This is a genomic window from Maridesulfovibrio sp. (assembly GCF_963677005.1).
Classification (GTDB): Bacteria; Desulfobacterota; Desulfovibrionia; order Desulfovibrionales; family Desulfovibrionaceae; genus Maridesulfovibrio.
Genome location: NZ_OY781616.1, coordinates 1,797,777 through 1,824,752 on the forward strand (window position 1 = coordinate 1,797,777; position 26,976 = coordinate 1,824,752).

Genomic DNA, 26,976 nt, shown 5'->3' on the forward strand with positions numbered 1-26,976 from the left:
TTTATTCCCTTCAGCAGTCCGGGAACTATTTGTCGCTATTTTCCTCTGCCCCTTCAGCCGGGACAACTTCTTCCTTGGGCACCTTTTGGGGTGCAGCTTTTTTCGGAGCGGCTTTTTTGGGTGCGGGTTTCTTGCGCTTGGCGGTCATGATGGATTCAAGCTTTTCCGCGGCCCCCTGAGTATCTGAAGACTCACCGAGATAATGCATCTCGCCCTGAGGAGAAATCCAGTGCCAGCCCTCCGGCTTTTTAAGCACCCTTGCACCCTTGGAATCCAGATATTCCTTATAGGAGTTTTTTTCGAGGCTCTCCTCTATCTGCAGATTAAGTTTTCTGTTTTCCGCAATTATCTGGGTATGTCTGAAAATTTCAAAAGCGCTGTGCACCAGATCGAATGCAGGATCTTCTATTTCACACTTCTTGGCGGAAAGATCCTTCTCCAGCTGAGCCAGATCCTTTTTCAAGGTGCGGAGTTCAAAAAGAGCATCTTTTCTGGCCTCTTCGCTTTTGGCGTCAATGGCATTTGTAACTGCGGCCGCGGTCTGCTTTTTCATGAAACTTCCTCCGGTGTTGCTTGGTTAATGGATGTACTTTCCGTATCAGAGCTTTAAAAAACTGTCCTCGTCATCTTCCTTAGGCGAGTCCGGCGACTGATTGCCGGACAACGGGTGAGCCCGGTCATATACGTTCATTATCTGCTGCAGGTTCAGATGAGTATACCTTTGTGTTGTGCTCAAATGCTCGTGTCCGAGCAGTTCCTGAACCGCCCGCATATCCGCACCGGACTGCAGCATATGGGAAGCAAAGCTGTGCCGAAGCATATGCGGATGCACTCCGCCGAAAACTCCGGCCTGCTCGGCCATGCGGGCCAGTATGCGGTTGACCTGCCTGCGATTGATGCGCCCTCCCCGGTTCCCCAGAAACAAAGCCTGTTCGCCGAGGGACGGCCCCAGTTCGGACCTGACCGCCAGATATGAATCAATGGCCTTGCGGGCTGTATCGCTCAGGGGGGAAAGACGTTCCTTGCTCCCTTTCCCGAAAACCCGCACAACTCCGCTTGAAGTATCCGCATCAAACATATTCAGCGCAATCGCCTCGCTGACCCTGAGCCCGGACCCGTACAAAAGTTCGACAAGTGCAAGATCTCTCTTTTCTTCCGGCCCGTCACCAACCTGCGAATCCATAATGCTGACCGCCTGATCTACATTAAGCGCACGCGGCTGTCTGATCTCCTGCTTGGGGTTGCGGATTCCGACCATGGGGTCCGCCGGTATAAAGCGGTGCCTGGTCATATACTTGAAAAAAGACCGGAGCGAGGAAAGTTTTCGGGACAAGGTTGATTTTGCCAGACGCTGGCCGTGCAGGCGGGAAAGCCAGGCCCGAATAAGATCCGGCTTGATGTCTTCCGGGCGCCCTAGCGTTTTTCTGCGTTCCTGCAGAAATTCCTCAAACTGTGCCAGATCCTTTTCATATGAGCGCAGAGTGGCTGCGGATGACCTTTTTTCAGCATCCATATATGTCATGAAGACATTCACCGGCTCAGGAAGCGGATCAGTTTTTGCGGCGGTCGAGGACATAACTGCTTTTCGGATTTTCCTTTGCTTTTTTCTTCAGGCCCATGGCTATGGCGGACGCTTCTCCATAATGTTTCAGCGCCCCGTTTATATTGAAAACCACGGCTATGGATATGGCCATGAGCGGAAACGTCTGGATATTACCCTGTCTGTCTGTGGAGACAATGGACTTACGCTTGCGATCTTCCATGTCATAAAAATTAGGCACAATGCCGTCAAATGAAAATATGATTCTCTGGCAAACCTCTTCGATAATGTCCGGCGAGGTTATCACAACAAAATCATCACCGCCGACATGGCCCACAAAGGTATGCTCCCCGGCAAAGCTCTTGACCGTGTTTACGATTATGCGGGCGCTCATCATGAGCACCTCGTCGCCACGGGAAAAACCGTATTTGTCGTTAAAGGACTTGAAATAATCCAGATCGCAGTACGCCAGGGCGAAATCCTGCTTGCGGTCGATAAGGGTCTGTATGCGCTGGATTATGGAAGTGTTGCCGGGCAGTTTGGAAAGGGGGTTGGCGTCCAGAGCACGCATGGCACGGCAGAGGGTCAGATTCACCCTCTCTCTGATGACAGGGGCATAAAAAGGACGCAGCAGAAAATCATCCACCTCGACCTCATCCCAGTTCCAGGGAGTTTCAATGTCAGCATCGTCAAGGCAGACGATTACCGGCAACTGCCGATAAACGTTCTCGCTCTTGACCAGACGGGCAAGCTCGACAGCAGGAACGTCCTCCAGACGGTTGTCGACAATAAGGAGGTCCGGTGGATCGTTGAATAGCTGCTCGACCGCGCCCTTGGCCTGAGAATAACATGTAAACTCAAGCACTTCTGCAGGCCATATTTTGAGGATGATATCTTTGAGTTTCTCGTCCGGAGAAACAAGGATGGCCCGTTGTCCGGGTAATCCCAACAGGCCGTGATTCTTATTATTGTCCATGGGCTACGCTTATCACCACTCAATAACAACGTCAAAGCCCGCAACGGACTCCGAGCGTGGCCGGGACAAACTGTTTCAAAAAAATAATTGGTATGAACCGACTAGAAAGAAAATCCGGAAATTTCAACAAACTGATCGGAAAGCTCATCCATTACCGGTTCCAGATCTTTCATCTTGAGCTTGAGAATCTTCATTGCAGCAGGCTTGAAATAGGAGATCTGATCGTCTCCGCCGTTTCCGTATTCAAAGAGGCGAACCATGAAATCGGCCACATGAACAACGGCGGCAGTCTGCTGATAAAACTGTGCACGGTCCGGATGATGATGGTAGGTCATTGCCTCACGCACGTTCGGGGGCAGATTCCAATGACGGGCCAGCCATGAGTTGATCCGGTCATGCCCGAACCCGAGAATAAGGCGCTCCGCCTCATAATAGGTCAGGTCCTTTTCCTTCACGGTCATTCCCACGGCGGCATTCAGTTCCGGCAACTGCACTGCGGTAACGACCTTGCCGAGATCATGCAGAAGTCCGGCCACCGTAAATTCTTCCGGGTCTTCAAAACCGGCAGCCTTGGCAATGGCACCGCTAGCTATTGCGCATCCCAGACTGTGCTCCCAAAGACCGGACATGGCCTGCTGGATCATATCGAACACGGACGTAGAGATGATTATACCCCGGATGACATTCAGCCCGAGCAGAACGAGAGCATGCTGAATTGTGGTAATCCGGCCCGGAAAACCGTAAATCGGCGAATTGACCATTTTCAGGACCTTTGCGGAAAGAACCTGATCCTGTGCGATGACTTTGGCGACCTGCTCCGTAGAGGAGTTCGGGTCGTCCACAAGCTTGCTTACTTCATCAAGAACGGAAGGAAGGGTCGGAAGGTCGGAAGTGGACAGAATCTGTCCTTTGACGCTTGTTTTAAGATCCTCACCCATACCTATGCCTCTCCTCCGTTTTCAGCGGCTTCGGCTTCTGCGGCCTCGGCTGCGGCCTGTTCCTGGGCCAGCCTTTCGGCTTCCTCTTCAGCTTTCTGGGCAGCGGCCTTGAGGTTGAAATATTCCCGGAAAAAACCTTTTACCCGAAACATCCATTTGTCCCGCGAGTAGCGGCGGAAAAGATAGTCCAGCCGCTCGGACTTCTGTGCCCACGAGGAGTTTCCGGCATCCCCCATATCAACGGGATTGCCCTGGACCACAATCCGCTCCACGTTCATTGATTGCAGCTTGTTTATAATCCCTTCGGTGAGTTCAAGCCCTTCCGCCAGAACGACCATGCCGTTCTCACGGGTTACAGGCTTGGCAAGTTTCATCCCCGGTGCCGCCAGGTTGACTGGAATTTTCTGCATCAGTTGAACATCTCCTCGTACAAATCAAAAATGCCGCAATAAATCAGCAACGCATGAGATCATAATACATGCCGGGAAAGCGCACAACTATTCCCTTTACTTCCAGACCGACCAGCGTTGCACTCACAAGAGATGCCGCGCAACCTGTTTTCTGCGCTATCTCGTCCGCATGAAGCTTTCCCTCATGTTTCAGGATCGCCGCTATATCTGACTCCGGCGGTACAAGTCCGGAAATATCAACGGTCATTTCAACCGCAGCCGATGAACAATGTACATTATTTTCAGCTACAAGAGGCAGTTCCGCTCTACCGCGCCGGAGTTGGACTTTTGCCGTTGCAGGCTGCGTTGCCGAATGCAGGTCAAGAGCATGCCCGATGTTCAGCAGCACATCGTCCGCCGTTTCCACAAGGGCGGCCCCCTCCTTCAGCAGTCTCAGGCACCCCGCAAAACAGCTGTCTCCGGAAGGTCCGGGCATGGCCATAACCTCGCGCCCCTGCTCACCTGCAAGCCGGGCGGTAATGAGACTTCCGCTTGCTGCATCGGCTTCCACCACCAGAACTCCTGTGGAAAGACCGCTTATTATACGATTTCGGTAAGGGAAATTATTTGAATAAGGTTTTGTTCCCGGTGTGAACTCGGAAAGAAGCAGGCCACCGGCTATCATCTCCTTACGCAGGTTTCCGCTGCCTTTGGGGTAGTCCTCCACGTCCAGACCGGTACCGAGAACTGCTATGGTTGACCCTACTTCCGAGAGAGCAGCTCTATGGGCACAGCTGTCTATACCTCGGGCAAATCCGGAAACAACCGTTATCCCCTTGCGGGAAAGATCCCCGGAAATGCGACTCGCGTATTCCTGCCCCAACCGGCAGCTCTTGCGAGAACCGACTACGCCCACAGCCGGATTGGCAAGCAGTCCCGAGTCTCCCAGATAATAGAGGCAGGCAGGCGGGTCGGCTATTTCCTTCAGCTTTCGAGGAAAAAGAGGATGACTCCAAGGCAGAATTCCCAACCTCAACCTCACAGCTTCCCGGTATTCACTCTCGGCCTTAGGGCGCCACTGTTCAGACGCGGCGTTCTGCGAACAGGCGTCGGAGGCAAGCTTAAGAACAGGCCAGTTCCGGCAGTCTTTCAGCGCTTCGTATGCCCCTGTATAATGATTGAGTATCCGCCCCCAGGCACAAGGGCCCAGTCCGGGAGTATGCCGCAAAGCCAGGCAGGCAAAATACTCTTCCCTCAAAAAGTCGAAAGACACGGCTTCCCGGCTATTTTTCGATTTCACGAAGCCGCTTGCGGCCTATCCCGGCCGGTGCCGATTTCGGATAATCATCGATAAGGGTTTTGAGGTAGAAGACTGCGTTTTCCCTGTCACCGAGCTTGTCATAAGCAAGACCGATCTTGAGCATTGAATCCGGAACCTTCCCGGCCTTGGGATAACGTCTGCTGACTTCCTTGAACTTGAGGATGGACTGAGCAAAGTTCTTTTCCGAGTAATAGGTCTCGCCGATCCAGTAAAGGGCATTGGGTGCCAGAGCCGCTTTGGGATTTTCACCAAGGTACCGGGTAAGGAGCTCTCTGGCCTTCAGAGGCTGATCATTCATGACCAGACGGACGCCTTCCTGATAGAGGGCGTCACCGCTCAGACCAGCCCCCTTTGCGGGTGCGGAAGCTGCTGCGGCCGAAACCTGTCCGGAACCGTTCTGTTCACCGGGAACGTTCATCCACGGTTTTTCCTCACCGCTCTGGGCGCCTCCCATTACAACGTCCTCGGCTGGTGCAGCCGAAACGGCAACAGCCGGTGCCGCGACGTCCTTAACATCCTCTTCGGACTGCATGCTCAGAATCTTCTGCTGATTTTCCTTGAGTTCGGCAAGGGAGCTGTCGATCTCCTGCATGCGCTGCTGCAGTTTTTCCATCTGAGCAGTAGTTTCATTGTGATTGCGTTCTATCTGATCATTCTGCTCGCGCAACCCTTCCTTGAAATTGAGGAAGTTCTCTTCAAGGCTTTTCAAACGCCATTCTTCACTTCCGCCCCAGGCCGGTTTATCCGGTTCGGTATTTTTAGTGCCGAAGCAGCCTACCAAAACAAAAGCCAGCAGAAGGACCGGCAGGATACGTATATATTTCATTTAAATTTACTCCGCAGACTTGGCTACCTTTGGAAAACACAAAAAGCCACAAGACAATCAGTTCGCAAGCAATGGATTTGGCTCAGGTTTCACCGGATTTAACGTAGGCCACTTGTACAGCTTTGGCAAGCATCTCGCAGCTTTTACAGGAAGAACACTGCCTCACTCTTGCTTCCTGGCCGAAATTAAGGCAAAAGTGCACAAAAAAGAAGCTGTTGTTTTGCATAATGTGCTTTTTATGGCTGAATCGTGCTGTATGTGCTCTCACATGCCCTGATTTCCGCCTCTCAGGCTCAGCCTGCACCGTCAACCGCGTGGTGCAGGACTTGCTTTTTTCCGGATAAAACTTACCTGTAAGGCGACACAACATTCAAGGAAGCAGAAAATGAACATTCCCATGGACCCGATCAGACTTGCGGGCCTCTTAACCGTGCAGATGCTGCCCAAATCTGCCGTTGATTTTACGACGCTGGCAGCTATCGGCGCTCCGGTTATCGCGGTGATCCTTGAGATCACGGCCAAGGCCCGGAAAAAAATCTTTTATGACAAACTGGCCCAGCAGGTCGCGGCACTATCCCTGATCCTGTATTTCCTCTTCATCCTGTGCATCGGCGGATCAGCAGTCTACTTCTCCCAGAAACTGCCGTGGATCAAGGACTGGTTCATCAACCCGGCCTCCCCGCTGATGATGCTGTATCTCACCCTTGCGATCGCCGTCATCGGGCTTCTTCCATATAAATATACATGGAAAAAGTTCAAAAAGAACAAGATTCCGCACGTATTGATGGGCATTATCGGACTGCTCGGTGGAGCCGCATCTGTTCATGTCGCAACAGTCATCATGAAACTGTTTTTCACCCTCCAGGCGCAGAGTGCCGCTCCTGCAGTGCAGGATGTTCCGTTCTACAGCCATTTCACAGCCCTTCCCGGCAATGCGGAACTGTGCCTGACCGGCATCTATCTGGTGATGGCGCTTTCCTTTGCGGCAACAGCCTCGGGTTTTTACCTTGTGCTGCGGCGCAACAAGGATGATTTCGGCCGCGACTACTACAAATTTGCACTTCCGGTCATTGCTCGGTGGGCTCTTTTTCCCACGCTTGCCCTTCTGGCCGCAGTTGCCGGAGTTGTCTACTACATGATCAATCCCAACTTTGAAATGATCTATACGGATATTACCGCGGCAACAGCCATGGGCAGCTTCCTGTTCCTCGTGGCCGTCTGCTGCGCCATATGGATTGTTACATGGGTAAGCGAGACCCCCATGCGCCATAAAATCGGGCTGGCTTTCGCACCTTTCCTGATGATCATTGCCCATGGAGCCCTCCTGGGCGGAGCAATGAAACTTTACCTGACTCTGGCACAGTAAGCATCAGGCTGCGGCCGGGCCGCATTTGTACAGGTTACAAAAAATCCCCCTGAACATGTTCAGGGGGATTTTTTGTATCAGTCTGTAAAGTCTGAGCCTGCTCAGGACTGCATTGAAGAGCCCTTTACAGTAGCCATGCTGTATATTTCATGGGGATCAAGAATGAGGACAACGCTTCCGTCGCCCATGATGGTGGCCCCGGAAACACCCTTGAGATCAAACCCGTTAAGGTAGTTTCCAAGCGGCTTGATAACGATTTCCTGCCGTTCAAGAAGCCGGTCCACAACAAGTCCGAGTCTACGCTCGTTGTCATGAATGATTACCACCGGCAGAACTTCACGGTCAGGGTCGCTGACCGGCTGTTCCAGAAGCTCGGCCAGTTCGGCTATTCCGAGGACTTCGCCGCGCAGGGTAACGGCCTTTCTGTTATTGACCTCGGTAAGTCTTTCGGCCTCAATCTTGGTTGTTTCAGACACGGCATCAAGCGGTATTGCGTAGTTGGCACCGTTGATCTGGACCATAAGCGCATCGATGATTGCCAGGGTCAAAGGCAGGGTCAAAGTGAACTTGGATCCCTTGCCGACCTCGGAAGAGATATGCACGCTTCCCTTGAGATCTTTTATGTTGTTACGCACAACGTCCATACCGACACCGCGTCCGGATATGTCCGTAACCTTTTCCGCAGAGGAAAAACCGGGAGCGAAAATAAGCTCTATGGCTTCGCGGTCATCCAGATTGCGAGCCTCTTCCGGTGAAATGATTCCCTTCTTGATTGCGACATTACGCATCTTTTCAGGATCAATCCCGCGTCCGTCATCTTCTACTTCAATGGCGACCGAGTTACCCTTGTGGTAAGCCCGCAGCCAGACATGCCCCTGCGGGGGCTTGCCACAGGCAATGCGTTCTTCTTCGGGCTCAAGGCCGTGGTCCACCGAATTTCGGATCAGGTGGACCAGAGGATCGCCGATTTCTTCGACAACACTCTTATCGAGTTCGGTTTCTTCGCCTTCTGTTATCAATTCGACTCTCTTGCCGCTCTTACGGCTGAGATCACGAACCAAGCGCGGAAAACGGGAAAAAACGGTCTGCACTGCAACCATGCGCACCTTCATGATCGTATCCTGAAGGTCATCCGAAATTCTGGAAAGGGCATAGGTTGTCTCGGTCAACTGCTGAGCGACGACCGGCACTTCAAGCTGTCCTTCCTCAAGACCGCGGGCAAGCATTGTGTATCTTCCGCGGCTTATGATGAGCTCTCCGATGAGGTTCATCAGATGGTCGAGCTTCTGGTGGTCGACCCTGATAGTAGACATCGCCTTGGGCTTGGAAGTCTTCACCGGCTGGGAAGATGCTGCAGAGGCGGCAGGCTTGGCCTTGGCTGGCTTGACCGCAGGAGCAGCTTTGGGCTCTGCCTTAGGAGCAGCCTTGGCCGCAGGTTTCGGCTCTTGCTTTGCCGCTGGTTTCGGGGCCGGTTCGGGCGCGGACTTGGGCTCAGCCTTTGGTTCTGCTTTCGGTGCAGGCTTAGGCTCAGGCTTTGGTTCCGCCTTCGGTTCCGGCTTCGGAGCAGGCTCGGCTGCTGGTTTCGGCTCGGATTCAGGTTTGGGAGCCGGAGCAGGCTTCGGTGCGGATTCTTTTTCCGGACTTTCTCCGGAGATCTCGGCCACGGCGGCATCAATCATCTCCGAAATAATCCCGCATTCCTGACGAAGCAGGTCAAGCATCAACGAAAAATCCATATCCGATGATCTTGCCTGATCTACCAGGCTGGCAGTTCTCTCCGCGTACTCGCGCAGAGAATCAAAACCCATATAACCACCTGAATTCTGGATTGAAACAAGGCTTCTGTACAGCCCGTCAATATAATCTTTCTGATTGGAATCCTCATTCAGGGTTTTCAGGGCCAATTCGATATTATCGATCTGCTGCTGCACAGTTTGCTGAAAAATTGTAACATCTTCCGGGTCCAGGCCGTCTGAGTCCTCTGCAGGGGATTCCACTTCCGGCTCTATTTCCTCGACAGCCTCAACTTCCTGTTCCTGTCCGTCATCCTCAGGCGGGACAACTTCTCCCTTCTCGACAGCTTCCTGCAGCGGATCTATGAGTTGAGAGATATCAAGCGGCTGCACTTCTCCGGAAGCAGGATTGACATGCGCAATCAGGGCCTCAATTCCGTCCACAACCGCAAGCAGGAGATCAATCATGAAATGGGTGGCATCCACTTCACCCTTGCGGACGCGGTTCAGGAGAGTTTCCGCTTCGTGGGTCAGAGAATTGAGTTCGCGGAACCCGATGATTCCGCTATTACCCTTGAGGTTGTGGAAATAGCGAAAGATATCGTTGATGAGATCATCATTTCCATCCGGATCCTGTTCAAGTTCCAGCAATCCGTTGGTCAGATTTTCGATTATTTCATGGGCTTCTTCAAGAAAATCAGCCAAATGCCCTTCACCGACAGTTGTAAGCTTGTACGGATCAGCTTCTTCGTTGACTATGGCCACAAACTGAAACGCCTGCTTCCGGGAGGAATACTCCGGTGAGTTAGAATCCTGCGCCATCTCAACCTCCGACAATTCAATTTCTGATTCTTCCGGCTCTTCAACAGGTTCCGGGTCTTCCACGACTTCCGGCTCTGGCTCCGGTTCAGGTTCCGGTTCAGGTTCAGGGGCTGCGGGAGCCATATCCCCGGCCATTATGGCATCAATTCTATCGATGATGATGGAAGTGTCGACTTCTCCCTCGTTGCCAAGCTCATCAAGGTTGTCAATAAGCTGCCGCAGGAGATCTGTGGAAGCCAGAATGACGTCCATAATTTCCGAAGTAACTGCGATCTCCCCTTTACGGAGTTCATCGAGTATGTTTTCGGCTCTATGTGCCAAACCGTTGATGATGTTCAATCCCAGAAAACCTGATGCGCCCTTGAGAGAATGCATCGGTCTGAAAATTTCATTCAGAAGATCCAGATTCTCGGGATTGTTTTCAAGCTCAAGAAGGTTCGGCTCGATAGTTTCGAGATGCTCTTTGGCTTCGATAATGAAATCCGCAAAAATTTCAGGATCCATGAAATCCTGGCTCATCTAGAGACCCCTGTATTAAAAGTTCGTCTTTATTCTGTTCAAATTCCGCAACTGAATCCGGTCACAGCAGAATTGTTCAACCGTATCAGCCCAGAAGCATTTTGATATTTTTTACCATTTTCTCAGGCTGAGCGGGTTTGACCATGTAAAGATTCGCTCCCAGGCTCAAGCCTGTCTGAATGTCTTTTTCCTGACCTTCAGTGGAGAGTACGATAATAGGAATATCCTTGTAGGCATCCTGTTCCCGCACGGTCCTGATATACGTGAATCCGTCCATTCTGGGCATGTTCACGTCGGAAATAATAAGGTCGACATGATCAAGACTGTACAGCTTTTCCAGCCCGTCCAGCCCGTCTTCTGCAGTGGTAACCTTGAATCCTTCTTTTTTCATGATGAAGGCAACGAGGTTTCTTACAGTCTTTGAATCGTCCACAATCAGAATATGTTTAGGCATTTCCCTCTCCTTCACTCTTTAAAATCTGCTCAACAAGCCTGTCGACGGAAAGAATGTTGACCAGTTTGTCCCCGTTTTTATAAAGACCAAGCAGAAATTCGGACGCCACTCCCACCTCTGATTCCACGCCCCATACAAGGTCTTTTTTATCCACGCGATACATGGTGCGCACCGCGCTTATAGCTAATCCTATTTGAAGTCCCTTATGTTTGCAAACGACTACAAACTTATCACGCACCCCTTTTCCGTCATGCAGCAGATGCCTCAGATCCAGTACGGGTGTAACCCTTCCCCGCAGGTTGATGACTCCCTGCATAAATCTGGGAGCCGCAGGCAGAAGCGTGACCGGAACCTTGCGCACAACTTCCTGAATAAGCATGATGGGCAAACCGTATTCCCTGTCTCCCACAACGAAACTGACCAACTGAATCTCATCATCGTCCTTCAGCTTCTCTTCATAATCAGGATCGAGGGTGTCAGTTGCGTAATCGTCTGTACCCGGCGCAATTCCCAAGCCGGGATAGGTCGAATCGCCCCTCGGATCAACACGCTCCATGCTTCCAAGAGCAGCCTGTCCGCCGATGCCGATGTACTTGTCCATAAAGGCTGCTTCGGCATCGGTATAAGACCCGTTCTGTATTTCCTCGCTCGGAAGGTTCACGCTTTCTACGAAATATTCCTCAGGAGTTTTCATTTCTTAAAATCTCTCTTGCCAGCTGCATATATTCCAGTGCGCCTCTTGTCTTCGGGTCAATATCAAAGATGATCCGTCCACTGGCGCAGGCCTCTCTAAATTTCGTATCCATATGTATTATGGTGCTGAAAACCTTATTTCCGAGTTTTCTCCTGATCAGGTTCAAAATTTTCCTGCATGCTCCCGCCCTGCCGTCATACATGGTCGGCAGAGCCCTGAACCTTACCGGACTCGGTAACACCTTGTTCAAAATCTTTATTGTGTCAAAGAGCAGCCGGATGCCGTAAAGGGCCAAAAAATCAGTCTGAATAGGTATCAGAACAAAATCTGAAGCCACGATGGCATTTACCAGCAGTACCCCTACATGCGGAGGACAGTCTATCAGAATATAATCATAGAACTCTTTCACTTCCTCAAGGGCCGTGGAGAGCACCATTCCCTTATTCTTCCTGTCCTTCAAGTCAACTTCCAGTTCGGAAAGCCGTATGCAGGCCGGAACAAAATCGAACCCGACATGCTCGCGCTTCTGAACTATCGCCGGCCACACCACCTTGTAATCGACATTATCGAAAAAAAGATCATGGGCCGAAACGGTCACCATCTCCGGGAAAAACGACATATACACCGAGGCATTGGCATGGGGGTCCAGGTCTATAACAAGCACTCTTTTGGAAAGCCTGCTCAAAGCCTCTCCCAGTGTCAGAGCCGTGGTTGTCTTGCCCACTCCTCCCTTCTGGTTGGCAATGGCCATTACCCTGGCCCTGCCTGCAGTACCGCCGGACTGCATTTCTCTATCGTTTTCCATATAAGTCCGCAGAATTTAAAATGTTGCCGCAGACCTCTGCTATTCCAGTTTCTGATAGATAATAGCTCCGGGATGATGCACCGGTTTGAAGGCTCTGGTAATGTTGTGCAGAGACTCCGAATGCCCGATGATCAGAAATCCGCCCGGCACCAGATTATCGTAAAAGGCGTTAATGACCTTTTTCTTCATGGCCTCGTCAAAATATATTATGACGTTACGACAGAAAACAATCTCCGAACGTTCCACACGTTTGACCTGCATTCTGTCGCTGAGGTTGATCGGCCCGAAGCTGACCAGCTGCTTTATGGCCGGTTTTACCTTGTACTGCTTACCGTCCTGGTCAAAAAACTTGCTCACGGCTTCCTTCGGAGTGGTCCTCAGGGCGTATTCGCTGTAGACAGCACGTCTGGCCGACTTGAGAACCCTTTCGGACAGATCGTTGGCAGTGATCTTTATATCCCAGGAAGACAGTTCCGCTCCGAGCACATCATGAAGGATCATGGCCAGAGTGTATGGTTCCTCACCAGTAGAACATCCGGCAGACCAGATGCGCAGCCTCTTTTTATGTTTCTTTCGCAACTCGCCCAGAACATCGGGAAGAACCTTGGTCTGAAAGACCTTGAGCTGCGGCGGATTGCGATAAAAGCTTGTCTCGTTCGTGGTGATGACCTCGAACAGCTTGTTAAGCTCCGCTTTCTTGCCGGGGTCGTACTGCAGATAATAGTAATATTCCCCGAAACTCTTGAGGTTAAGTTCCTTCAGGCGGTTGGACAGCCGGTTTTCAAGAAGGTATTTGCGGTTCCCTGCGATGAAAATACCGGCCTGGTCATAGATAAAATCCCTGAGCTGGGTAAATTCCAGCTCGGAAATTTTCAACTCTTTGCGCAGTGATATGGTCTTTGAAAACAAAGAAGACATCTAGTCTCCAGCTCCTTGCTCTTCCTGGATTCTTGAAATGGCCTCTTCGGCAGCCTGAAGTATTTCCGGGTCGGCATCGGCATTGGAAGCTTCAAGCAGGGCCTGAAACGCCATGGTTCCACCGATTGCTCCCAGAACTTCAATAACCTTGATGGCCACAAGTTTGTGCGGAGAATCCAGCATTGTTATTAATTGCGGCAGCGCACTTTCTTCACGATGCTCACCCAGGGCTTCCGCCGCGCGGATCTGGACCCAGTCATCGTCATCCTGAAGAGCCTGAATCAAATAGGGTATCACTTCCTTCTTGTAGCAGTTGCCAAGAAGCTCTACCACGGTCAACCGGACATCACGGTTTTCATCATGCAGACGGGAAAAGACAAGGGACATGCTGTCACCGTCGGAACCGCAGTCATGCAGCGCCTCCAGGGCAATTTTCCTGATATCCGGCACTTCGTCCTCAAGAGCTCTCCGGATATATTCAAGATTGCCTCTGGCATCAATTTTACCCATCGCAAAAACAGCCATCAAGCGGTCAATGGGATCATCACTGTTGAACAGTTCCATAAACCGGCTGTTCACCTCGTCACCGCCGATGGCAACGCAGGCGTCGAGAGCAGCCTCCTTGACATCGTCATAAGGATGGCTGAGCAGAGCAAAAATGGAGTCAACCGCGTTTTCATCACGCAGTTTGCCTCCGAGAAAATGGATGGCCGACTTGAGCATGGAACCGTCCTGCTCGTTTTCCAGCACATCCTCGAAAAAGACACGGGCCTCATCTCCCGCAGTAATCAGAAGGGCTTCAAGAATCGCGCGCTTGATGTCCCGATCACTGTCGGCAAATGCCCCCATCAGTGCCCCTGAAACTGCGTCATCTTCAAGGCGGGCCAGAAGTTGGACAGCAAGGGCGGCCTTGTTGGAGTTGTCGCTGCCGAGCGCATCGACCATGGCATTGTTGAAAGTCAGGTTGGACATATCGTCGACAATACGGGCAAGCCTGTCACGATCACGGTCGGGGTCAAGCTTGCAGGCAATATTGAAAACTTCCTCGGTGGCCTTTTCACCCCCGACGAAGCTCAATCCGCTGATCGCCGCGTCCTGTACATCCGTATCCTCGTCCTTGAGAGCTATGAGCATGTACTCCCGCAGCTTTTCGCGTTCCACTGCGGAGAGCAGCTTGAGAGACTTGCCGCCGAGGATGCCGACAATGGCCTTTACAATCTTGTTACGCAGGGCTGTGGGGGCCTTGTCCAGATGCCTCAGCAGCATGGTCACGGCCTTGATGTTGCCCATCTCCCCCAGGGCATCGACAATCATGGAAGCCACAAGGTCGGAGCTGGTATTCAGAGCCTTGACCAGCGCATCGACCGAACTGGAATGTTTGATTTTGGCCAGAGCTTCGATAACCGCATACTGAACCCACTCGTCATCCTGCATGGCCTTGTTCAGGCAACGGGCCGCAGCGGGGTTGGCAAGATCTCCGAGACTTACTGCCGCCTGATAGCGCACGTTGACCTCGGGGTCCTTGAGCAGCGCATCACACAGCGGGTCTACCGCCATGAAACTGTCGGTAGATCCCAGAATGTCGGTAGCAAAAATTCTTATATCCGGATCTTCATCGTGCACCAGTGCCACCAGCGAAGGAAAGTCCTGATCGCCGATTTCCCGGAGGATATCCATGGACAGGTTGCGCACCGGAGCATCATCGGAGCGCAGGAGCGGAACCACAGCCCGGACGACATTCTTTCCCCCGATGCTGCGCAAAGCGTGGTCGGCAGCTTCCTGCAGCCCGAGATGGTTGGATTTCAGGAGATCCGCAAGCATGGGCACAGCTTCTGTGCAGCCGTGATCCCCCGCCTGAAAAGCTGCCTCACGGATAATTTCATTGTCATCGCTTTTAAGGTTTTCCAGAACCTTTGAACAATCCGTCATTGCCAGTCCCCATTTTTTTTAAAGCCGCAAAACAGCTTACGGTTGCACGCTGTCTAATTTCTACAGGTAAAGATTATTGATTATGGCCGCTGCCATATCTTCAATATCCACAATTTCGTCCGCAAGCCCGTCGTCCACAATAGCTTTGGGCATGCCGTAAACCACACAGGAGGAATCACTCTGGGCAATGGCCCGCCCACCCTTTCCTTTGAGTTCCCTTATGCCGTCCCGGCCATCGTTGCCCATGCCGGTAAGTATAACACCGAGGGCGCGCCTGCCCACCGCGTTTGCAACGGAAGAAACCAGCACATTGGCAGAAGGCTTGTACAGGGCCTCTTTGGGGTCGGGTGTAACAATAATCTCAATTCGGCTCACTTTCTGACTGATTATCAGGTGAGAACCCCCGGGAGCCACAAAAACATGCCCGGGAAGCAGCCTGTCGCCGGTTTCCGCCTCTTTTACCTTCAACGGACTTACTCCGTTCAGTCTGCTGGCAAACGGCCCGGTAAAGGCTTTGGGCATATGCTGTGCTATCACGATGCCGGCAGGAAAATCAGCCGGAAGCGAAGAAAGTATCTTCTGCACGGCCGGCGGCCCACCTGTGGAAACACCTATAACCACGACATCGCGCTTGGGCCTGCCTGCATGGGTTCTGACCGGAGCGGCAGGACGGCGGGCAGCAGCTGATCTTATGCGCGGAATGGGACGCATCTTACGCTTGGCAACAGACTTGACCTTGGAAATAAGATCACGCTCAATCTTAACGATATCAAGGGAGACTTTGGAAAGCTGCTTGGGAATAAAATCAACTGCCCCGAGATCCATGGCCTTCAGGGTCGCTTCTGCTCCTTCGGTGGTCAGGGAACTGACCATGAGCACAGGACGCGGCATTTCCATCATTATGTGCCGCAAAGCGGTAAGGCCGTCCATCTTGGGCATTTCAATATCAAGGGTGACGACATCGGGATTATATTTCCTGACAGTCCTCAGTCCTTCTTCTCCGTCACGGGCAGTGGCCACAACCTTGATGTCCGGATCCTTTTCCAGCATCGTACTGATGGCTTTGCGCATGAAGGCGGAATCATCTACGACTACGACATTTATCACTAACCAAGTCTCCTTGTTCCTACGGCGTCAGCGGCTACATTACACTTAAGCGTTTGTATAAAAAAGGCTAATTAGTTACAGGGTAAACCATTTTTTGCAAAAGAACCAACACAATGTACAACAACCGTAAATAAACTTCGCATATATGAGCATTTTTGTCCAACAAACAGCCTGAATTTCACAAAAAAACCGTTTCAGTCTGCACGCCGCTCTTTTCCCCGAACGAAAATAAGCAAGATTAAAATAACGCTTGTTCCTGCACAAGGCTATTAAAAAAATATCGCTGACAGATTTGAAATTATTTTTTTTCTCTATTTTTTACTTGCCATATCCGCGATCTTTGGCTAACTACCCTCTTCGCACGACGGGATGTGGCTCAGTCTGGTAGAGCGCTGCGTTCGGGACGCAGAGACCGGAGGTTCAAATCCTCTCATCCCGACCAGATAATACAAGGGTTTACGAAGCAATTCGTAAACCCTTTTATTTTTGGTAATACAAACACTTGACATGATAGGGTCTACACCAAAGAAAGGGGCACAAGCCCGAATGATCAAATTTCCAACCGTTGATTTTCTTCTCGACTACCCGCACAAAACCCGTACACGCAGCCGATAGTTTTCGAAATTTCTAAATCCGTATGCCCGCCTCTGGATAAGTTTCATCTTCCGATGAAATCCTTCGGTTGTTCCGTTGCTTTTACCGTAACGAAACATCCGGGCCACTTCCTCTTTCCAGCTATTCAGAGTTCTGCCCAGCGTTCGAAGCGGAGCAAAAGGACTCTGCTGAAGTTGCTTGATTTTATCAAGCAGTTCGAAAATGTATTTTTTGCAGCTACGGCCATTTTGTGCCCTAACTCTGAGCAGATCGTTCAGTTCATGGCAGAAGTGGTAAAGACTTTCGATTGCCGGTTGCGCCTCAAAATATTTAGATAAAAGCTCTTTCCTTTTGTCTGACAAACGGTCCTGCCGACACAGCATGGCCCGCAAAATTCCACCCCGACCATACGAAATATTTTCTTCATCGATCAGCTTGCAGGTCTTGCTGAAATGCTGGTTCACCAGCCGAATTACGTGAAAGCGATCCGAAACAATCCGGGCGTTCGGAAACCAGGTTTTGACCATATGCCTATAAGCAGAATTCATATCTATACAAACTACTTTTACCTTACTCCGCCCTTTAAGAGTCCTGAGAAAGGGAAGTAATTCAGCGGCACTGCGGCCCATGGCTATGTCAAAAATTTTATTGTTTGCAAGGTCGCAAAACGTGGTTGCAAACCCCACTTTGCGTGTGAAACGATGCTCATCAATTCCGAGATACCGAGGACACTTCCAGTTGCTGCGCTGTCGGACTTTTAGATTGATGACCTGATGATAAAATCGCTCCACGCTGGAAACTCCGATTCCGTTTTCACTGGCAATGGTCTTGTTACATGATCCGTTGTTGTACTGCCGAAAAACTTCGCGCTTTAAAATTTCGGTAGAGCGGCTCCACTTCTTAATCCCGTCCATACGGGTGTTGAAATATCGACCACAATCCTTGCAGTGATACTTGTGGCACTTTACCCGCAAAATCGATGCGCGCCCGTTATGCGGAATGCTCTTGATAAATCGCCTGAACGTATCCTTGATCCGAAATGAAGAACTTCGGCACCGAGGACAAATTGGCTTGCCTGTCCACTCTACCTCAAGAATTATCGGAAAATACGACACCACATTTTTGATTGCAAAATCGGGCAGGCCGATTAAGATTCGATCCATAAATTGATCTCCTTTCTTTGGTCGGAAATTTGATCAATTTATAGGGCATATCGAGTCGGTTCGGTATGCCTTTCTTTTTATCGGATTAAGTCATCGCCCCTTTCTTTGAGGTAGAGCCGGCAGATATCGAAGCGTTGCTTGCGGCTATCGGTGCCGTCAAATCGGAAGGACGAGGATCACGGATTCGGTTTAAGCTGGGCGGGATAAAAGCCATTTTCCACCGACCGCATCCAGAGCCTACGACGGATAAAGGCGCGGTAAAATCTGTACGACGTTTCCTTGAAGAAGCAGGAGTAAAGCCATGAACACCATCCAATATAAAGGCTATCTGGGAAAGTTTGATTATGACCCTGACGCAGATATTTTTCACGGCGAGGTCATAAACCTCAAGGACGTGGTAACTTTTCAGGGCCGAAGCATTGATGAACTGAAATCCGCCCTGGCTGACTCTGTTGAAGATTATCTGGATTTCTGCCGCGAAGAAGGGGAGGAACCGGCAAAACCGTATTCCGGAAAACTGCATCTGCGCATAAAACCGGAACTCCACAGGGAAGCTGCGGCAGCCGCAGCCATATCCGGCAAGAGTCTGAACGCATGGATAACCGATGCCTTGACCGACAGAGTAAAAGAGACTCGGTAGCGGGCAGAAAGATGGGGCTACACCGAAGAAAGGGGCGCAAACCCGATTGATCAAATTTCCTGCCGTTGCTTTTTGTCTCGACTGCCCGCACAAAACACTCCACCCCACACCGCCTACACCAATATTAATTTTTCCGTCCCGCAACTCTGGATTAAGTATACGGTAATGCTGTATGCAGTTCTGATCCTGCAAATAATTAACGCTAAAAGGTTGAAATATGGGCTGTTGCATCGGAGAAAAATATCACAACTGGTGTCAGGATAATCCCACTGGCCCCAGCTATCCCATCAGGTACATAGATAAGGAAGGAAACAAATACTGCATTTTCCATGCTCCGGCTGACTGCAAATTTGTCGAGCTTTATGATGAGCGGGAAGGAGGGGAAAAGCCGCCCCTGATGGATGGTAACAAATTCAACCAGCTTGTATTTGACCGAATACAAGGAGTGTTGGATGCCGGGGAGGATGAAGAGCGGGATAAGTTTTATTATCTTGACTGGAACCCAAGATGCAATTTTGCAGGTACAATTTTTCATGTCTTCATTTCATTTTCAGACTTCAACTCAAAAAACAATATATATCTACCCCCGGTAAATTTTCAGAACTCACAGTTCTGGGGGGAAGCTGAGTTCGAGAAATCACAATTCTGGGGAAATTCTTCTTTCAAAGAATCGCAGTTCCGGGAGGACACTGATTTCCGAAAATCACAATTCCAGAAAATCGCTTATTTCGCGAAATCGCAATTCCGGGGGATCGCTTATTTCGCGGAATCGCAGTTCCAGGAGATGGTTTATTTCAGGGAATCGCAGTTCCGAGGCAACGCTTATTTTAATAAATCGCAATTCTGTAAAGCAACTTATTTCAGCGAATCGCAGTTCTGGGAGGCAACTTCTTTTAGCGGATCGCAGTTCCGGGGGGACGCTTATTTCGGCAAATCGCAGTTCCGGGGGAACACCTATTTCCAAAATTCGCTATTTCTTAATAGATATACTTTCGCTGGAACCCAATTCCGAAAAGAGACAGACTTTTCCAACTCGCTTTTTTGCGACAGCGGCACATTTTCAAACTGCCAGTTTCGGAAAAACTCTGACTTTGGGCATTGTGACTTCCTCCGAGCCTGCTCCTTTAATCAAACCCAGTTCAGGGAAGATACCGACTTTACTGGCTGCGGCTTTCATAAGGCCAATTTTAAAAGGGCGGAATCCCGCAAGCAGCTGCTGCTGAAAGACGCTGCCATTAACAGAGCAAATTTCGACCAGATGGAATTCAAAGGTCCTACCCATCTGGATGGAGCTTTCTTTTTAGATAAAACAACCTTCACCAACGCAATCTTCCACGAATACTCTAATTTCGAAAAAACCCGCTTTTACGGCCCTGTTTCCTTCCGCCATGCCCTTTTCAAGGAATGGACCTATTTCCGCAATGTAAAATTTCTGGCCCCGACCTCTTTTGCCGGAACAATCTCCAAGGAAACCATTCTCGTTGAAGCCGCAGACCTTTCCCTCTTAAGCCTCTCGGAAACCAATATTGAATCATTTCAATTTACTGAATGTACATGGCCAAAGGGTAAAAACGGGCACAGAATCATTCGTGATGAGACGGTCAAACTTGAATGCAAAGAGAAGCGCAAACCCGCCGAACTGGAAAAAATATACCGGCAGTTGGAAGAAATATACCGGAGACTGAAAAAAGTTGCCCGTGAAAACAACGATGAAATGCGGGCATCAACCTGGCATTACAAAGAAAAAGAAATGCTTCGTAAAAGGCTGCGGGAAGAAAACGGGCCCGGAATAATCGAAAATATATACGCAAAGGTCTGCGATTACCTGCCCTGCGGCATTGAGGATTTCCAGCAAAAAACAGCCGGGCTGGTTGCAGCTGCGGAAAAAAAGAGCACTCCTTTCATACGGTTCCTAAACACAGCCTACTGGCTTGTTTCCGGCTATGGAGAAGAACCGCTCAGAGCCGGAGCGTGGCTGCTGGTTTTCATTTTCGGCGCAATGGTTGCCGCTTTCTTTGGCCCGGACGCAGCGCAGGCAACGCAAACATCTGCCACAGCACAGTTGCCCGAGGTATCAGGAGGATTCATCAAATCCTGGCTGTGGTACATGCCTCTATTGAAAATAGACAAACTTCAACCAACCGGCTGGAATGAACTGTTCAGGGCACTATTCAACGTGGCTATATCGGTACAGGCCGCCCTTTTCGGTTTTGCGCTGCGCAACAAACTACGCCGCTGAACCGGCCTCAGGAATGCCCGCGCCCATAAGCAAAGGGTCGAATACACCCCGCAAGGACACGGAAAATCTCAAAGTTCCGCAGGCCAAAGTTGTTACTCACTGATGATCAGGAACAAGCATAAACACTCCCGAAATTTTTGCCGGAATGTTTGCCGCAATATCAACTCAAACAGATAGCTAAAATAACTTATATTTCTATTTAAATATTTTTATAAAACCGATCTATTTTGCCGAAAAGTTAAATGCAGCAACAGAAGTAGAATCAAAGGAGATGACGGATAGGACGCAACTTCAAAAAGAAACACCGGCACGATTAATCAATTTTCAACCGCAAAGCTATCTATCGGGCAAGAATCTACTCCCCGCCGTCCTCAATAGCGAGCGTCCCTTCAGCACGCAGTTCCTCTTTCTCTTTCACGTACCGCCGGTAAAAGGCCAGCACCATGCAGCTTAAAGGAAGAGCCATAACCACACCGAGGAACCCAAGCAATTTTCCCCATACGGAAAGTGAAAGCAGTATCATCCACGGTGCCAGCCCCATGCTCTCCCCCTGAAGCTTCGGAACCAATACCGCGTCCTGAAGAACCTGCACCACGGCAAAAACAAGGGCCACACCGCCTAGTGCCACCCAGAGATTTCCACCGGTAGCCAGAGCGTCCGCTCCGGCAAGGAAAAAGGCCGGAATCAGACCGATAATCTGCAGATAAGGCACCATATTCAACAGCCCTATGAACATGCCCAGCAGGATTGCCAGCGGCAGTTTTACGATCACAAAACCGATGGAGAAAAGGCAGCCCACCACCAAAGCGATCAGGGCCTGCGTACGGAAATAACGATTGGTGACGGCAGTGAATTCATCCACAAACGCTCCCACCCTGCTGCGGATGGTGTCAGGCAGAAATTCCCGCCAGCGGGACAGCCGGTCGTAATCGCTCAGCAGAAAGACCAGATAGAGGAGAATCACAAAAATTCCGGCAAATGCAATCATGGTCTGAGCGGAACCGCTGACCAGATTCCAGATGCCCGGCAGGGCCTTGTGGGCCGTGGTCTGCAAAAAATCACTCAGGCCCGATTCACTGAGAAAGGAACGCACATCCTCCTGCTTTGCTATATCCAGCACCTTCTGCCAGATATCGTCCGGGATGTATTCGGCCGCCCTGCGGGCAACATTGGAATCGTTAACAAGCTTGGCCAGCAGTTGCCCAGTATGTTTCAATTCCCCACCGACCATGCGCAGAGCCAGCCAGCACAGTTTTACTGTCGGAACAAGCAGGACTATCAGCGTTACCAGCACCGCGGCCGTGCGGTTGCGGATGTATCTGGCCGTGAAACCGACCAGAGGGTTAAGCATGTAGGCCAGGGTCAAGGCCACGGCAAACGGTATCAGCACATCACTAAGCGTACGCAGAAGCTGTATGCTTACCCAGATGAACCCCGCCGCGAGAACCAGACGGACAACCCTGTCGAAAGTATAGGGACCGTTTTGATCAAGCATCACTGACCTTCCTGTATTTAGGGATGCACCGATTAAAGACAAATATTGATTTGGCTATTTCATTAATTTTTCAAAAAAATATTTAAGGCACTGAATTTGATGCGCTGCGCGCTTTTAATAATTTAATTTCGCCTTTGGCCGCCAGCGGCGCAATCAGACCATCAAGAGCGCGAAGCGCATCAAAAAGGCATCAATCCTCGGCCCGGCCGTAACGCAGTTCGCGCATTCGCCGCCCGGCTCGCTCTATTTCACTGCCAAGCGCGCGAATGTTCCAGATAAAAGCCGAAATGTTGTTGCGCCGCTCAAGGGGAACATCTTCAAAATCTCCTCGAATACGGGCATCACCGACCGCCTTCATGAACTCGTTTACCGCCTTGTCGAAATCAGGCTGCTCCGGGCAATCGTCCGACGTGAGGGCATAACACTCAAGCCATGCGTAATAGTCAATGGTCTGGGTAAGTATGCTCCGCATACCGTCTGCAATGGAAGGCAAAGGTCCGCCGTAACCACGGCGTATGATAGTGGACATGCTTACCAGCAGGCTGTGCATGCGGGTAAAGGTTCGCAGCAGGCGAGTAAGGTCTTCACGCTGCCAGACCTGCAGACCCGGCTCGGCCGCAGCTTCCCGGAAAGATTCCGAGCATTTGTCCAGCATCTGGGATGCCTCGATGCGGCTGGCAACAAGCTCCGATTCTTTCACCCCGCCATAAAGATATGATTCCGACAATTTTTTGAAATGCACTCCCTGCGCGGTTACAAGGCTCCCCATCTTCTCGCGCAGGTTCTTGCGGGCCAGATTCGGCCAGACACCGAAAGAAGCCGCAATACCGATGGAAACTCCCAGAAAAGTATCCAGTATACGCTCCAGACCGAACTGCCAGCCATCCGTAAAGACTATGCCCAGCAGAAGTATACTCCCGGCGGCGAGGCAGCATGAAAAGGCTGTGTAGTTAAAAACCCGCAGCAGTATGACAAGGAAAAAGGCAAGCGCAGTCAATACTCCGAGAACCACAGTGCCGGGATTGAGAAACAGGATTACCACCCCGATGGCAGCACCGATTGCAGTTCCCCACAACCTGCGCCAGCCCATACGCAAAGTGCCCCCGACCGAAGGCCGCATGATTACGATAACACTTACCGGCAGCCAGACTGCATGGCGCAGTTCCAGAAATCTGGCCGCGACAACGGCAAAAGTAATGGCCGTGGCAGCCTTGATTGCGTGCCTGAATGCCACAGAGTCGGTCCGAAACTCCCGGCGGATGGTTGCAACCAGATCAGCGAACACTGCAACTCCCCCCGGAACAGCTGAGCCTGTTCATCTCGGTAAATTCAAGCACAAGATTCCTGAGACCGTATATGGCCCCCCAGGCTTCCAGAAATTCATCCCGCAATCCGGCATCTCTCTTGTACGCGCCCAGTTGCAGCAGTTCGGATTCCAGATCTGCGATGCCCTTCTCTATTTCGCCGAGATTTACTTCCCCCTTTCCGGTGGAAAGCCTTGCGGCGAGAACATCAAAAACAACCGAACTCCGGCCTGCAATATCACTGAATTTGAAACGCATGCCGGAAAACACGGGACTGTGGTCCGCGAACTGTCTGCTGTTGGCAAGTCCCACAACAGCCTCGAACATCCGCACAAGGAGAGCGTACAGAGCCGACGGCCCTTCGTAGCTGCCGAGATGCTTTACCGGGTCGACATTCATGGCTTCCATAAAACTCCTGTACCTGCGGATCGATTCAACGGACCGTTCATGAACCTGCGCAATTTCCCGCAGGTCATCATCACTTCCGGAGGAGGAAGCCACGGCGCGAAAATAATCACCTATATCTGTAAGGGCGACCGCTCCGGCCCGGTTGAGGACCTGCTCCGGTTTCATGGGGAAGACGTAGAACAGAACGATATAGGAGACCGATGCACCGAAAAACAGAGCCACGGACCGATGCAGTCCGGCGGCAAAAGTATCCGGGGAAGTAAGAGCCAGCATGTTCACGATAAGAGTTCCGATGCCGGCTGTAGCCGCAGACATACCGAGCACAGGTATGAAAAAGACGGCAAATGCAAGCAGGAAAAGGTATACTTCCAGAAAGCCCGGCCAGTTTCCGAACACCGTTGAGACAGGAACCAGACAGACCGTCGCTGCGGTTATTGCCGCCGCCACCATCTTGCGCCTGGCAAGCGTGCTGCCGGACCGGAAAATGGAAACTGCCAGCGAGCCGTAAGCGCACCATTGAATGGTGCCTGCTTCCGAACCGACCAGCCAGGCCAGAAAAATAGCCGCGACACAGGCTGCGACCGATTTGAGGGCATACTTGGTCATGAAAAGCCCCGGATCGACCGGCCTGATAAAAATTCTATAAAATTCGGATATTATCTTATACATCACCTAGTACATTAAATCAGCAGTGTTTAAACTTCAAGTCGGACAGGCTACGTTAGGGTGCCGGGACAAAAGCAAAAAAAAATCCTGAAACAAACGCATATCGGCATACGTTTGTTTCAGGATTTTAACTTTAATTTTGTTGCGCTTCGCGCTTTTAATAACTTGATTTCGCCTCTGGCAGCCAAAGGGGATAATCCCCTTTGGAATCCCTAATAATTTAAATTCATTAATTATAAGGCATGCTAATCAAATGTTTTGCTGCGCTGAAACAGCCACCTCTGCAAATGGCACAAGGCTATTAAAAATCCTAACATAGGACATCATAATTAAAGCAGCTTATCCATAAATTCCTTGATGCGCGGATGCTGCGTATCGGAGGAAAAGAACTCGGCGGGAGTGCCTTTGGCTATAAAATCTCCGGTTTCCATAAAAATAACCGTGTCGGCAACCTCACGGGCAAAGCCCATGTTGTGGGTGACAATAACCATGGTCATGCCGTCGTCGGCCAGCGAACGGATCGTATCGAAAACCTCGCCCACAAGTTCCGGGTCGAGAGCGGAAGTAGGCTCATCGAAAAGCATCATCTTGGGCTGCATCGCCAGGGCTCTGGCAATGGCCACACGCTGCTTCTGTCCGCCCGAAAGGGTTACCGGGAAAACTTCCGATCTGTCGGACAACCCGACCTTGTCCAGCATCTGCAGCGCGGTCTTGCGCGCGTCATTCCTGCTTTTTCCAAGCACTGTGACCTGTCCTTCCATGACATTCTGCAGGACGGTCATGTGCGGAAACAGGTTGAACTGCTGAAACACCATCCCGATCTCGGAACGTATGGCGCAAAGCTTTTTCTGGGAATCAAGAACGGGTACACCGTCCTTGTACGTGTAGCCGCAGCGCTTCCCTTCAAAGTGAATTTCACCGGAATCAATTGTTTCCAGAAAATTCATGGTCCGCAGCAGAGTGGACTTGCCGGACCCGCTGGGCCCGACAATAACGACCTTTTCGCCTCTCTCGATCTTCAGGTCAATATTGTTGACCGCAGTGAGGGAGCCGAAGGTCTTCACTACCTTCTTGAGTTCTAAAATGATTTCCATCTAACGCCTTTCGTATACCCCGACCCTGTATTCGATCTTCTCGAAAACGAAAGTGAACACGGTCGTGAAAATGAGATAGATTATGGCGGCCATGACCAGCACGGTTACATTGAAATATGCGTTGAACATCTGATCCGCCGCACGCATGAGCTCAACCATGGCAATGGTTGAAACAAGGGCGGTATCCTTGATGAGCGCGATGAATTCGTTGGCCACCGGCGGTATAATCCGTTTGTACGTCTGGGGGATGATTACCCTGCGCATGGTCTGTGCGTAGGTCATGCCCAGCGCCTTGGCCGCTTCTGTCTGACCATCGTCAATGGACTCTATCCCCGCTCTGATTATCTCCGCGAGATAAGCCGAATAGTTGATGCCCAGTCCGATAAGTGCCGACACCAGCGGGGAAAGGGTTATCCCTATTGCGGGCAGTCCGTAATAGATGAAAAAAAGCTGCAATAGAAGCGGAGTGCCGCGGAAAAACCAGATAATGAACCAGCTTATGGCGCAGAAAGGCTGCACCTTGGTTATTCTGCCCAGCGCAATGCACAGTCCTCCAATGGGAGAGACTATCATGGTGAAAAACACCAGCACCAGCGTCATGGTAGCGCCCTTGAACAGGTTGGGCATAAACCGTGCGCAGTCGTCCAGAGCCCTGCGCCACTCCGGTTTCGTTTCCCGGTCGAGCGAGGCCAGAAAGTTCTTTGCTTCCACGTTGCCCGGATAAACGCTTATAACCTGTTCGGCATAGCTGCGTGCCTTTCCCGGATCTTTCATGGAATAACTGATCCGGGCAAGCTGCATACGAGAATATACGAACTGTCCGTCATCCCCGTCAGGTCCCGGCGCGGGCACCTGGCTGAACATGGAACACGCCTTGTCAATCTGCCCTGCGGCAAGGGCGTCACGCCCCTGCTTGAGCAGAGTATCGGCGTCCACTGAAGCGCAGACAGCAGAAACGGAAAGAAGGAGCACAAACAGCAGAAAGAGCGAGGCAGCCGCCCCGCTCTTTCCGAGTTTAATTCTAAAACTAAGCATA

Annotated in this window: 25 protein-coding genes, 1 tRNA gene and 1 pseudogene; 6 read left to right on the forward strand and 21 right to left on the reverse strand. The window is 51.0% G+C overall.

Annotated features, from left to right (window positions below; translation table 11 throughout):
- Positions 1-25: 25 nt before the first annotated feature.
- From ACKU4E_RS08170 to ybgF, 7 genes are all read right to left on the reverse strand, one after another.
- The gene (locus ACKU4E_RS08170) at positions 26-553 is read right to left on the reverse strand and encodes a hypothetical protein (RefSeq protein WP_320170580.1); all 528 of its coding nucleotides are present in this window, start codon (positions 551-553) and stop codon (positions 26-28) included.
- Between the two features lie 45 nt (positions 554-598).
- Positions 599-1,576 (reverse strand): tyrosine recombinase XerC, encoded by a 978-nt coding sequence (locus ACKU4E_RS08175; protein ID WP_320170581.1) that lies wholly within the window; start codon positions 1,574-1,576, stop codon positions 599-601.
- The gene (locus ACKU4E_RS08180) at positions 1,551-2,516 is read right to left on the reverse strand and encodes a diguanylate cyclase domain-containing protein (RefSeq protein ID WP_320170582.1); all 966 of its coding nucleotides are present in this window, start codon (positions 2,514-2,516) and stop codon (positions 1,551-1,553) included. Before ACKU4E_RS08180 ends, ACKU4E_RS08175 begins: the two co-directional genes overlap by 26 nt.
- Positions 2,517-2,617: 101 nt before the next feature.
- A complete protein-coding gene (locus ACKU4E_RS08185) occupies positions 2,618-3,454 on the reverse strand; it encodes an HDOD domain-containing protein (RefSeq protein ID WP_320170583.1) in 837 nt (278 codons plus the stop codon).
- Between the two features lie 2 nt (positions 3,455-3,456).
- The gene (locus tag ACKU4E_RS08190) at positions 3,457-3,864 is read right to left on the reverse strand and encodes a hypothetical protein (protein ID WP_320170584.1); all 408 of its coding nucleotides are present in this window, start codon (positions 3,862-3,864) and stop codon (positions 3,457-3,459) included.
- A gap of 43 nt (positions 3,865-3,907) precedes the next feature.
- Positions 3,908-5,143: a DNA-processing protein DprA gene (gene dprA / locus ACKU4E_RS08195; protein WP_320170585.1), complete on the reverse strand. Its 1,236-nt coding sequence runs from the start codon at positions 5,141-5,143 to the stop codon at positions 3,908-3,910.
- The gene (ybgF, locus tag ACKU4E_RS08200) at positions 5,127-5,990 is read right to left on the reverse strand and encodes a tol-pal system protein YbgF (protein ID WP_320170586.1); all 864 of its coding nucleotides are present in this window, start codon (positions 5,988-5,990) and stop codon (positions 5,127-5,129) included. Before ybgF ends, dprA begins: the two co-directional genes overlap by 17 nt.
- 385 nt (positions 5,991-6,375) lie before the next feature.
- Here ybgF and ACKU4E_RS08205 point away from each other — a divergent pair, with 385 nt between their 5' ends.
- Positions 6,376-7,356, forward strand: a complete 981-nt coding sequence (locus tag ACKU4E_RS08205; protein WP_320170587.1) for a hypothetical protein — start codon at positions 6,376-6,378, stop codon at positions 7,354-7,356.
- 101 nt (positions 7,357-7,457) lie between these two features.
- On the opposite strand, the gene ACKU4E_RS08210 is transcribed toward ACKU4E_RS08205, so the two are convergent.
- The 7 genes from ACKU4E_RS08210 to ACKU4E_RS08240 all read right to left on the reverse strand — a co-directional run bounded on the left by ACKU4E_RS08210 (position 7,458) and on the right by ACKU4E_RS08240 (position 16,337).
- The gene (locus ACKU4E_RS08210; protein WP_320170588.1) at positions 7,458-10,430 is read right to left on the reverse strand and encodes an Hpt domain-containing protein; all 2,973 of its coding nucleotides are present in this window, start codon (positions 10,428-10,430) and stop codon (positions 7,458-7,460) included.
- An 85-nt stretch (positions 10,431-10,515) separates the two neighbouring features.
- Positions 10,516-10,884 carry a response regulator gene (locus ACKU4E_RS08215; RefSeq protein ID WP_320170589.1) on the reverse strand — a complete coding sequence of 123 codons (369 nt, stop codon included), beginning with the start codon at positions 10,882-10,884 and terminating at the stop codon, positions 10,516-10,518.
- Entirely contained in the window at positions 10,877-11,578 is a 702-nt protein-coding gene (locus tag ACKU4E_RS08220; protein WP_320170590.1) for a chemotaxis protein CheW, read from the reverse strand. The genes ACKU4E_RS08215 and ACKU4E_RS08220 overlap by 8 nt, the downstream gene beginning before the upstream one ends.
- A complete protein-coding gene (locus ACKU4E_RS08225; protein WP_320170591.1) occupies positions 11,565-12,383 on the reverse strand; it encodes a ParA family protein in 819 nt (272 codons plus the stop codon). The genes ACKU4E_RS08220 and ACKU4E_RS08225 overlap by 14 nt, the downstream gene beginning before the upstream one ends.
- A 39-nt stretch (positions 12,384-12,422) precedes the next feature.
- On the reverse strand, positions 12,423-13,301 hold the full coding sequence (locus ACKU4E_RS08230) for a protein-glutamate O-methyltransferase CheR (protein ID WP_320170592.1): 879 nt from the start codon (positions 13,299-13,301) through the stop codon (positions 12,423-12,425).
- The gene (locus ACKU4E_RS08235) at positions 13,302-15,230 is read right to left on the reverse strand and encodes a HEAT repeat domain-containing protein (protein ID WP_320170593.1); all 1,929 of its coding nucleotides are present in this window, start codon (positions 15,228-15,230) and stop codon (positions 13,302-13,304) included.
- A 60-nt stretch (positions 15,231-15,290) separates the two neighbouring features.
- Positions 15,291-16,337 (reverse strand): chemotaxis response regulator protein-glutamate methylesterase, encoded by a 1,047-nt coding sequence (locus ACKU4E_RS08240; RefSeq protein WP_320170594.1) that lies wholly within the window; start codon positions 16,335-16,337, stop codon positions 15,291-15,293.
- A 365-nt stretch (positions 16,338-16,702) separates the two neighbouring features.
- On the opposite strand from ACKU4E_RS08240, the gene ACKU4E_RS08245 reads away from it, so the two are divergent.
- A tRNA-Pro gene (locus tag ACKU4E_RS08245) sits at positions 16,703-16,779 on the forward strand.
- A 139-nt stretch (positions 16,780-16,918) separates the two neighbouring features.
- On the opposite strand, the gene ACKU4E_RS08250 is transcribed toward ACKU4E_RS08245, so the two are convergent.
- A complete protein-coding gene (locus tag ACKU4E_RS08250) occupies positions 16,919-18,094 on the reverse strand; it encodes an ISL3 family transposase (protein ID WP_320170096.1) in 1,176 nt (391 codons plus the stop codon).
- 134 nt (positions 18,095-18,228) lie between these two features.
- Between ACKU4E_RS08250 and ACKU4E_RS08255 the strand changes: the two genes are divergently transcribed.
- Together ACKU4E_RS08255 and ACKU4E_RS08260 are read left to right on the forward strand one after the other, a co-directional pair.
- Positions 18,229-18,399 (forward strand): type II toxin-antitoxin system HicA family toxin, encoded by a 171-nt coding sequence (locus tag ACKU4E_RS08255; protein ID WP_320170595.1) that lies wholly within the window; start codon positions 18,229-18,231, stop codon positions 18,397-18,399.
- The gene (locus ACKU4E_RS08260) at positions 18,396-18,734 is read left to right on the forward strand and encodes a type II toxin-antitoxin system HicB family antitoxin (RefSeq protein ID WP_320170596.1); all 339 of its coding nucleotides are present in this window, start codon (positions 18,396-18,398) and stop codon (positions 18,732-18,734) included. Before ACKU4E_RS08255 ends, ACKU4E_RS08260 begins: the two co-directional genes overlap by 4 nt.
- A 202-nt stretch (positions 18,735-18,936) precedes the next feature.
- On the opposite strand, the gene ACKU4E_RS08265 is transcribed toward ACKU4E_RS08260, so the two are convergent.
- Positions 18,937-19,269, reverse strand: coding sequence for a hypothetical protein (locus ACKU4E_RS08265; protein ID WP_320170597.1), 333 nt, complete (start codon positions 19,267-19,269; stop codon positions 18,937-18,939).
- On the opposite strand from ACKU4E_RS08265, the pseudogene ACKU4E_RS08270 reads away from it, so the two are divergent.
- Together ACKU4E_RS08270 and ACKU4E_RS08275 are read left to right on the forward strand one after the other, a co-directional pair.
- Positions 19,180-19,920 (forward strand): annotated as a pseudogene (locus ACKU4E_RS08270) (pentapeptide repeat-containing protein); the annotation flags it as partial. The gene ACKU4E_RS08265 and the pseudogene ACKU4E_RS08270 sit on opposite strands and share 90 nt — an antisense overlap.
- A 72-nt stretch (positions 19,921-19,992) precedes the next feature.
- Complete coding sequence (locus ACKU4E_RS08275) at positions 19,993-20,973, forward strand: pentapeptide repeat-containing protein (protein ID WP_320170598.1); 981 nt, start codon at positions 19,993-19,995, stop codon at positions 20,971-20,973.
- 355 nt (positions 20,974-21,328) lie between these two features.
- Here the strand turns inward: ACKU4E_RS08275 and ACKU4E_RS08280 are convergent, their stop codons facing one another.
- The 5 genes from ACKU4E_RS08280 to ACKU4E_RS08300 form a co-directional block, all read right to left on the reverse strand.
- The gene (locus tag ACKU4E_RS08280; RefSeq protein ID WP_320170599.1) at positions 21,329-22,468 is read right to left on the reverse strand and encodes an AI-2E family transporter; all 1,140 of its coding nucleotides are present in this window, start codon (positions 22,466-22,468) and stop codon (positions 21,329-21,331) included.
- Between the two features lie 190 nt (positions 22,469-22,658).
- On the reverse strand, positions 22,659-23,753 hold the full coding sequence (locus ACKU4E_RS08285; RefSeq protein WP_320170600.1) for an FUSC family protein: 1,095 nt from the start codon (positions 23,751-23,753) through the stop codon (positions 22,659-22,661).
- On the reverse strand, positions 23,743-24,786 hold the full coding sequence (locus tag ACKU4E_RS08290; protein ID WP_320170601.1) for an FUSC family membrane protein: 1,044 nt from the start codon (positions 24,784-24,786) through the stop codon (positions 23,743-23,745). Before ACKU4E_RS08290 ends, ACKU4E_RS08285 begins: the two co-directional genes overlap by 11 nt.
- A gap of 389 nt (positions 24,787-25,175) precedes the next feature.
- On the reverse strand, positions 25,176-25,940 hold the full coding sequence (locus tag ACKU4E_RS08295; protein WP_320170602.1) for an amino acid ABC transporter ATP-binding protein: 765 nt from the start codon (positions 25,938-25,940) through the stop codon (positions 25,176-25,178).
- Positions 25,941-26,975, reverse strand: a complete 1,035-nt coding sequence (locus ACKU4E_RS08300) for an ABC transporter permease subunit (protein WP_320170603.1) — start codon at positions 26,973-26,975, stop codon at positions 25,941-25,943. It lies immediately after the preceding gene.
- Between the last annotated feature and the right edge of the window lies 1 nt (position 26,976).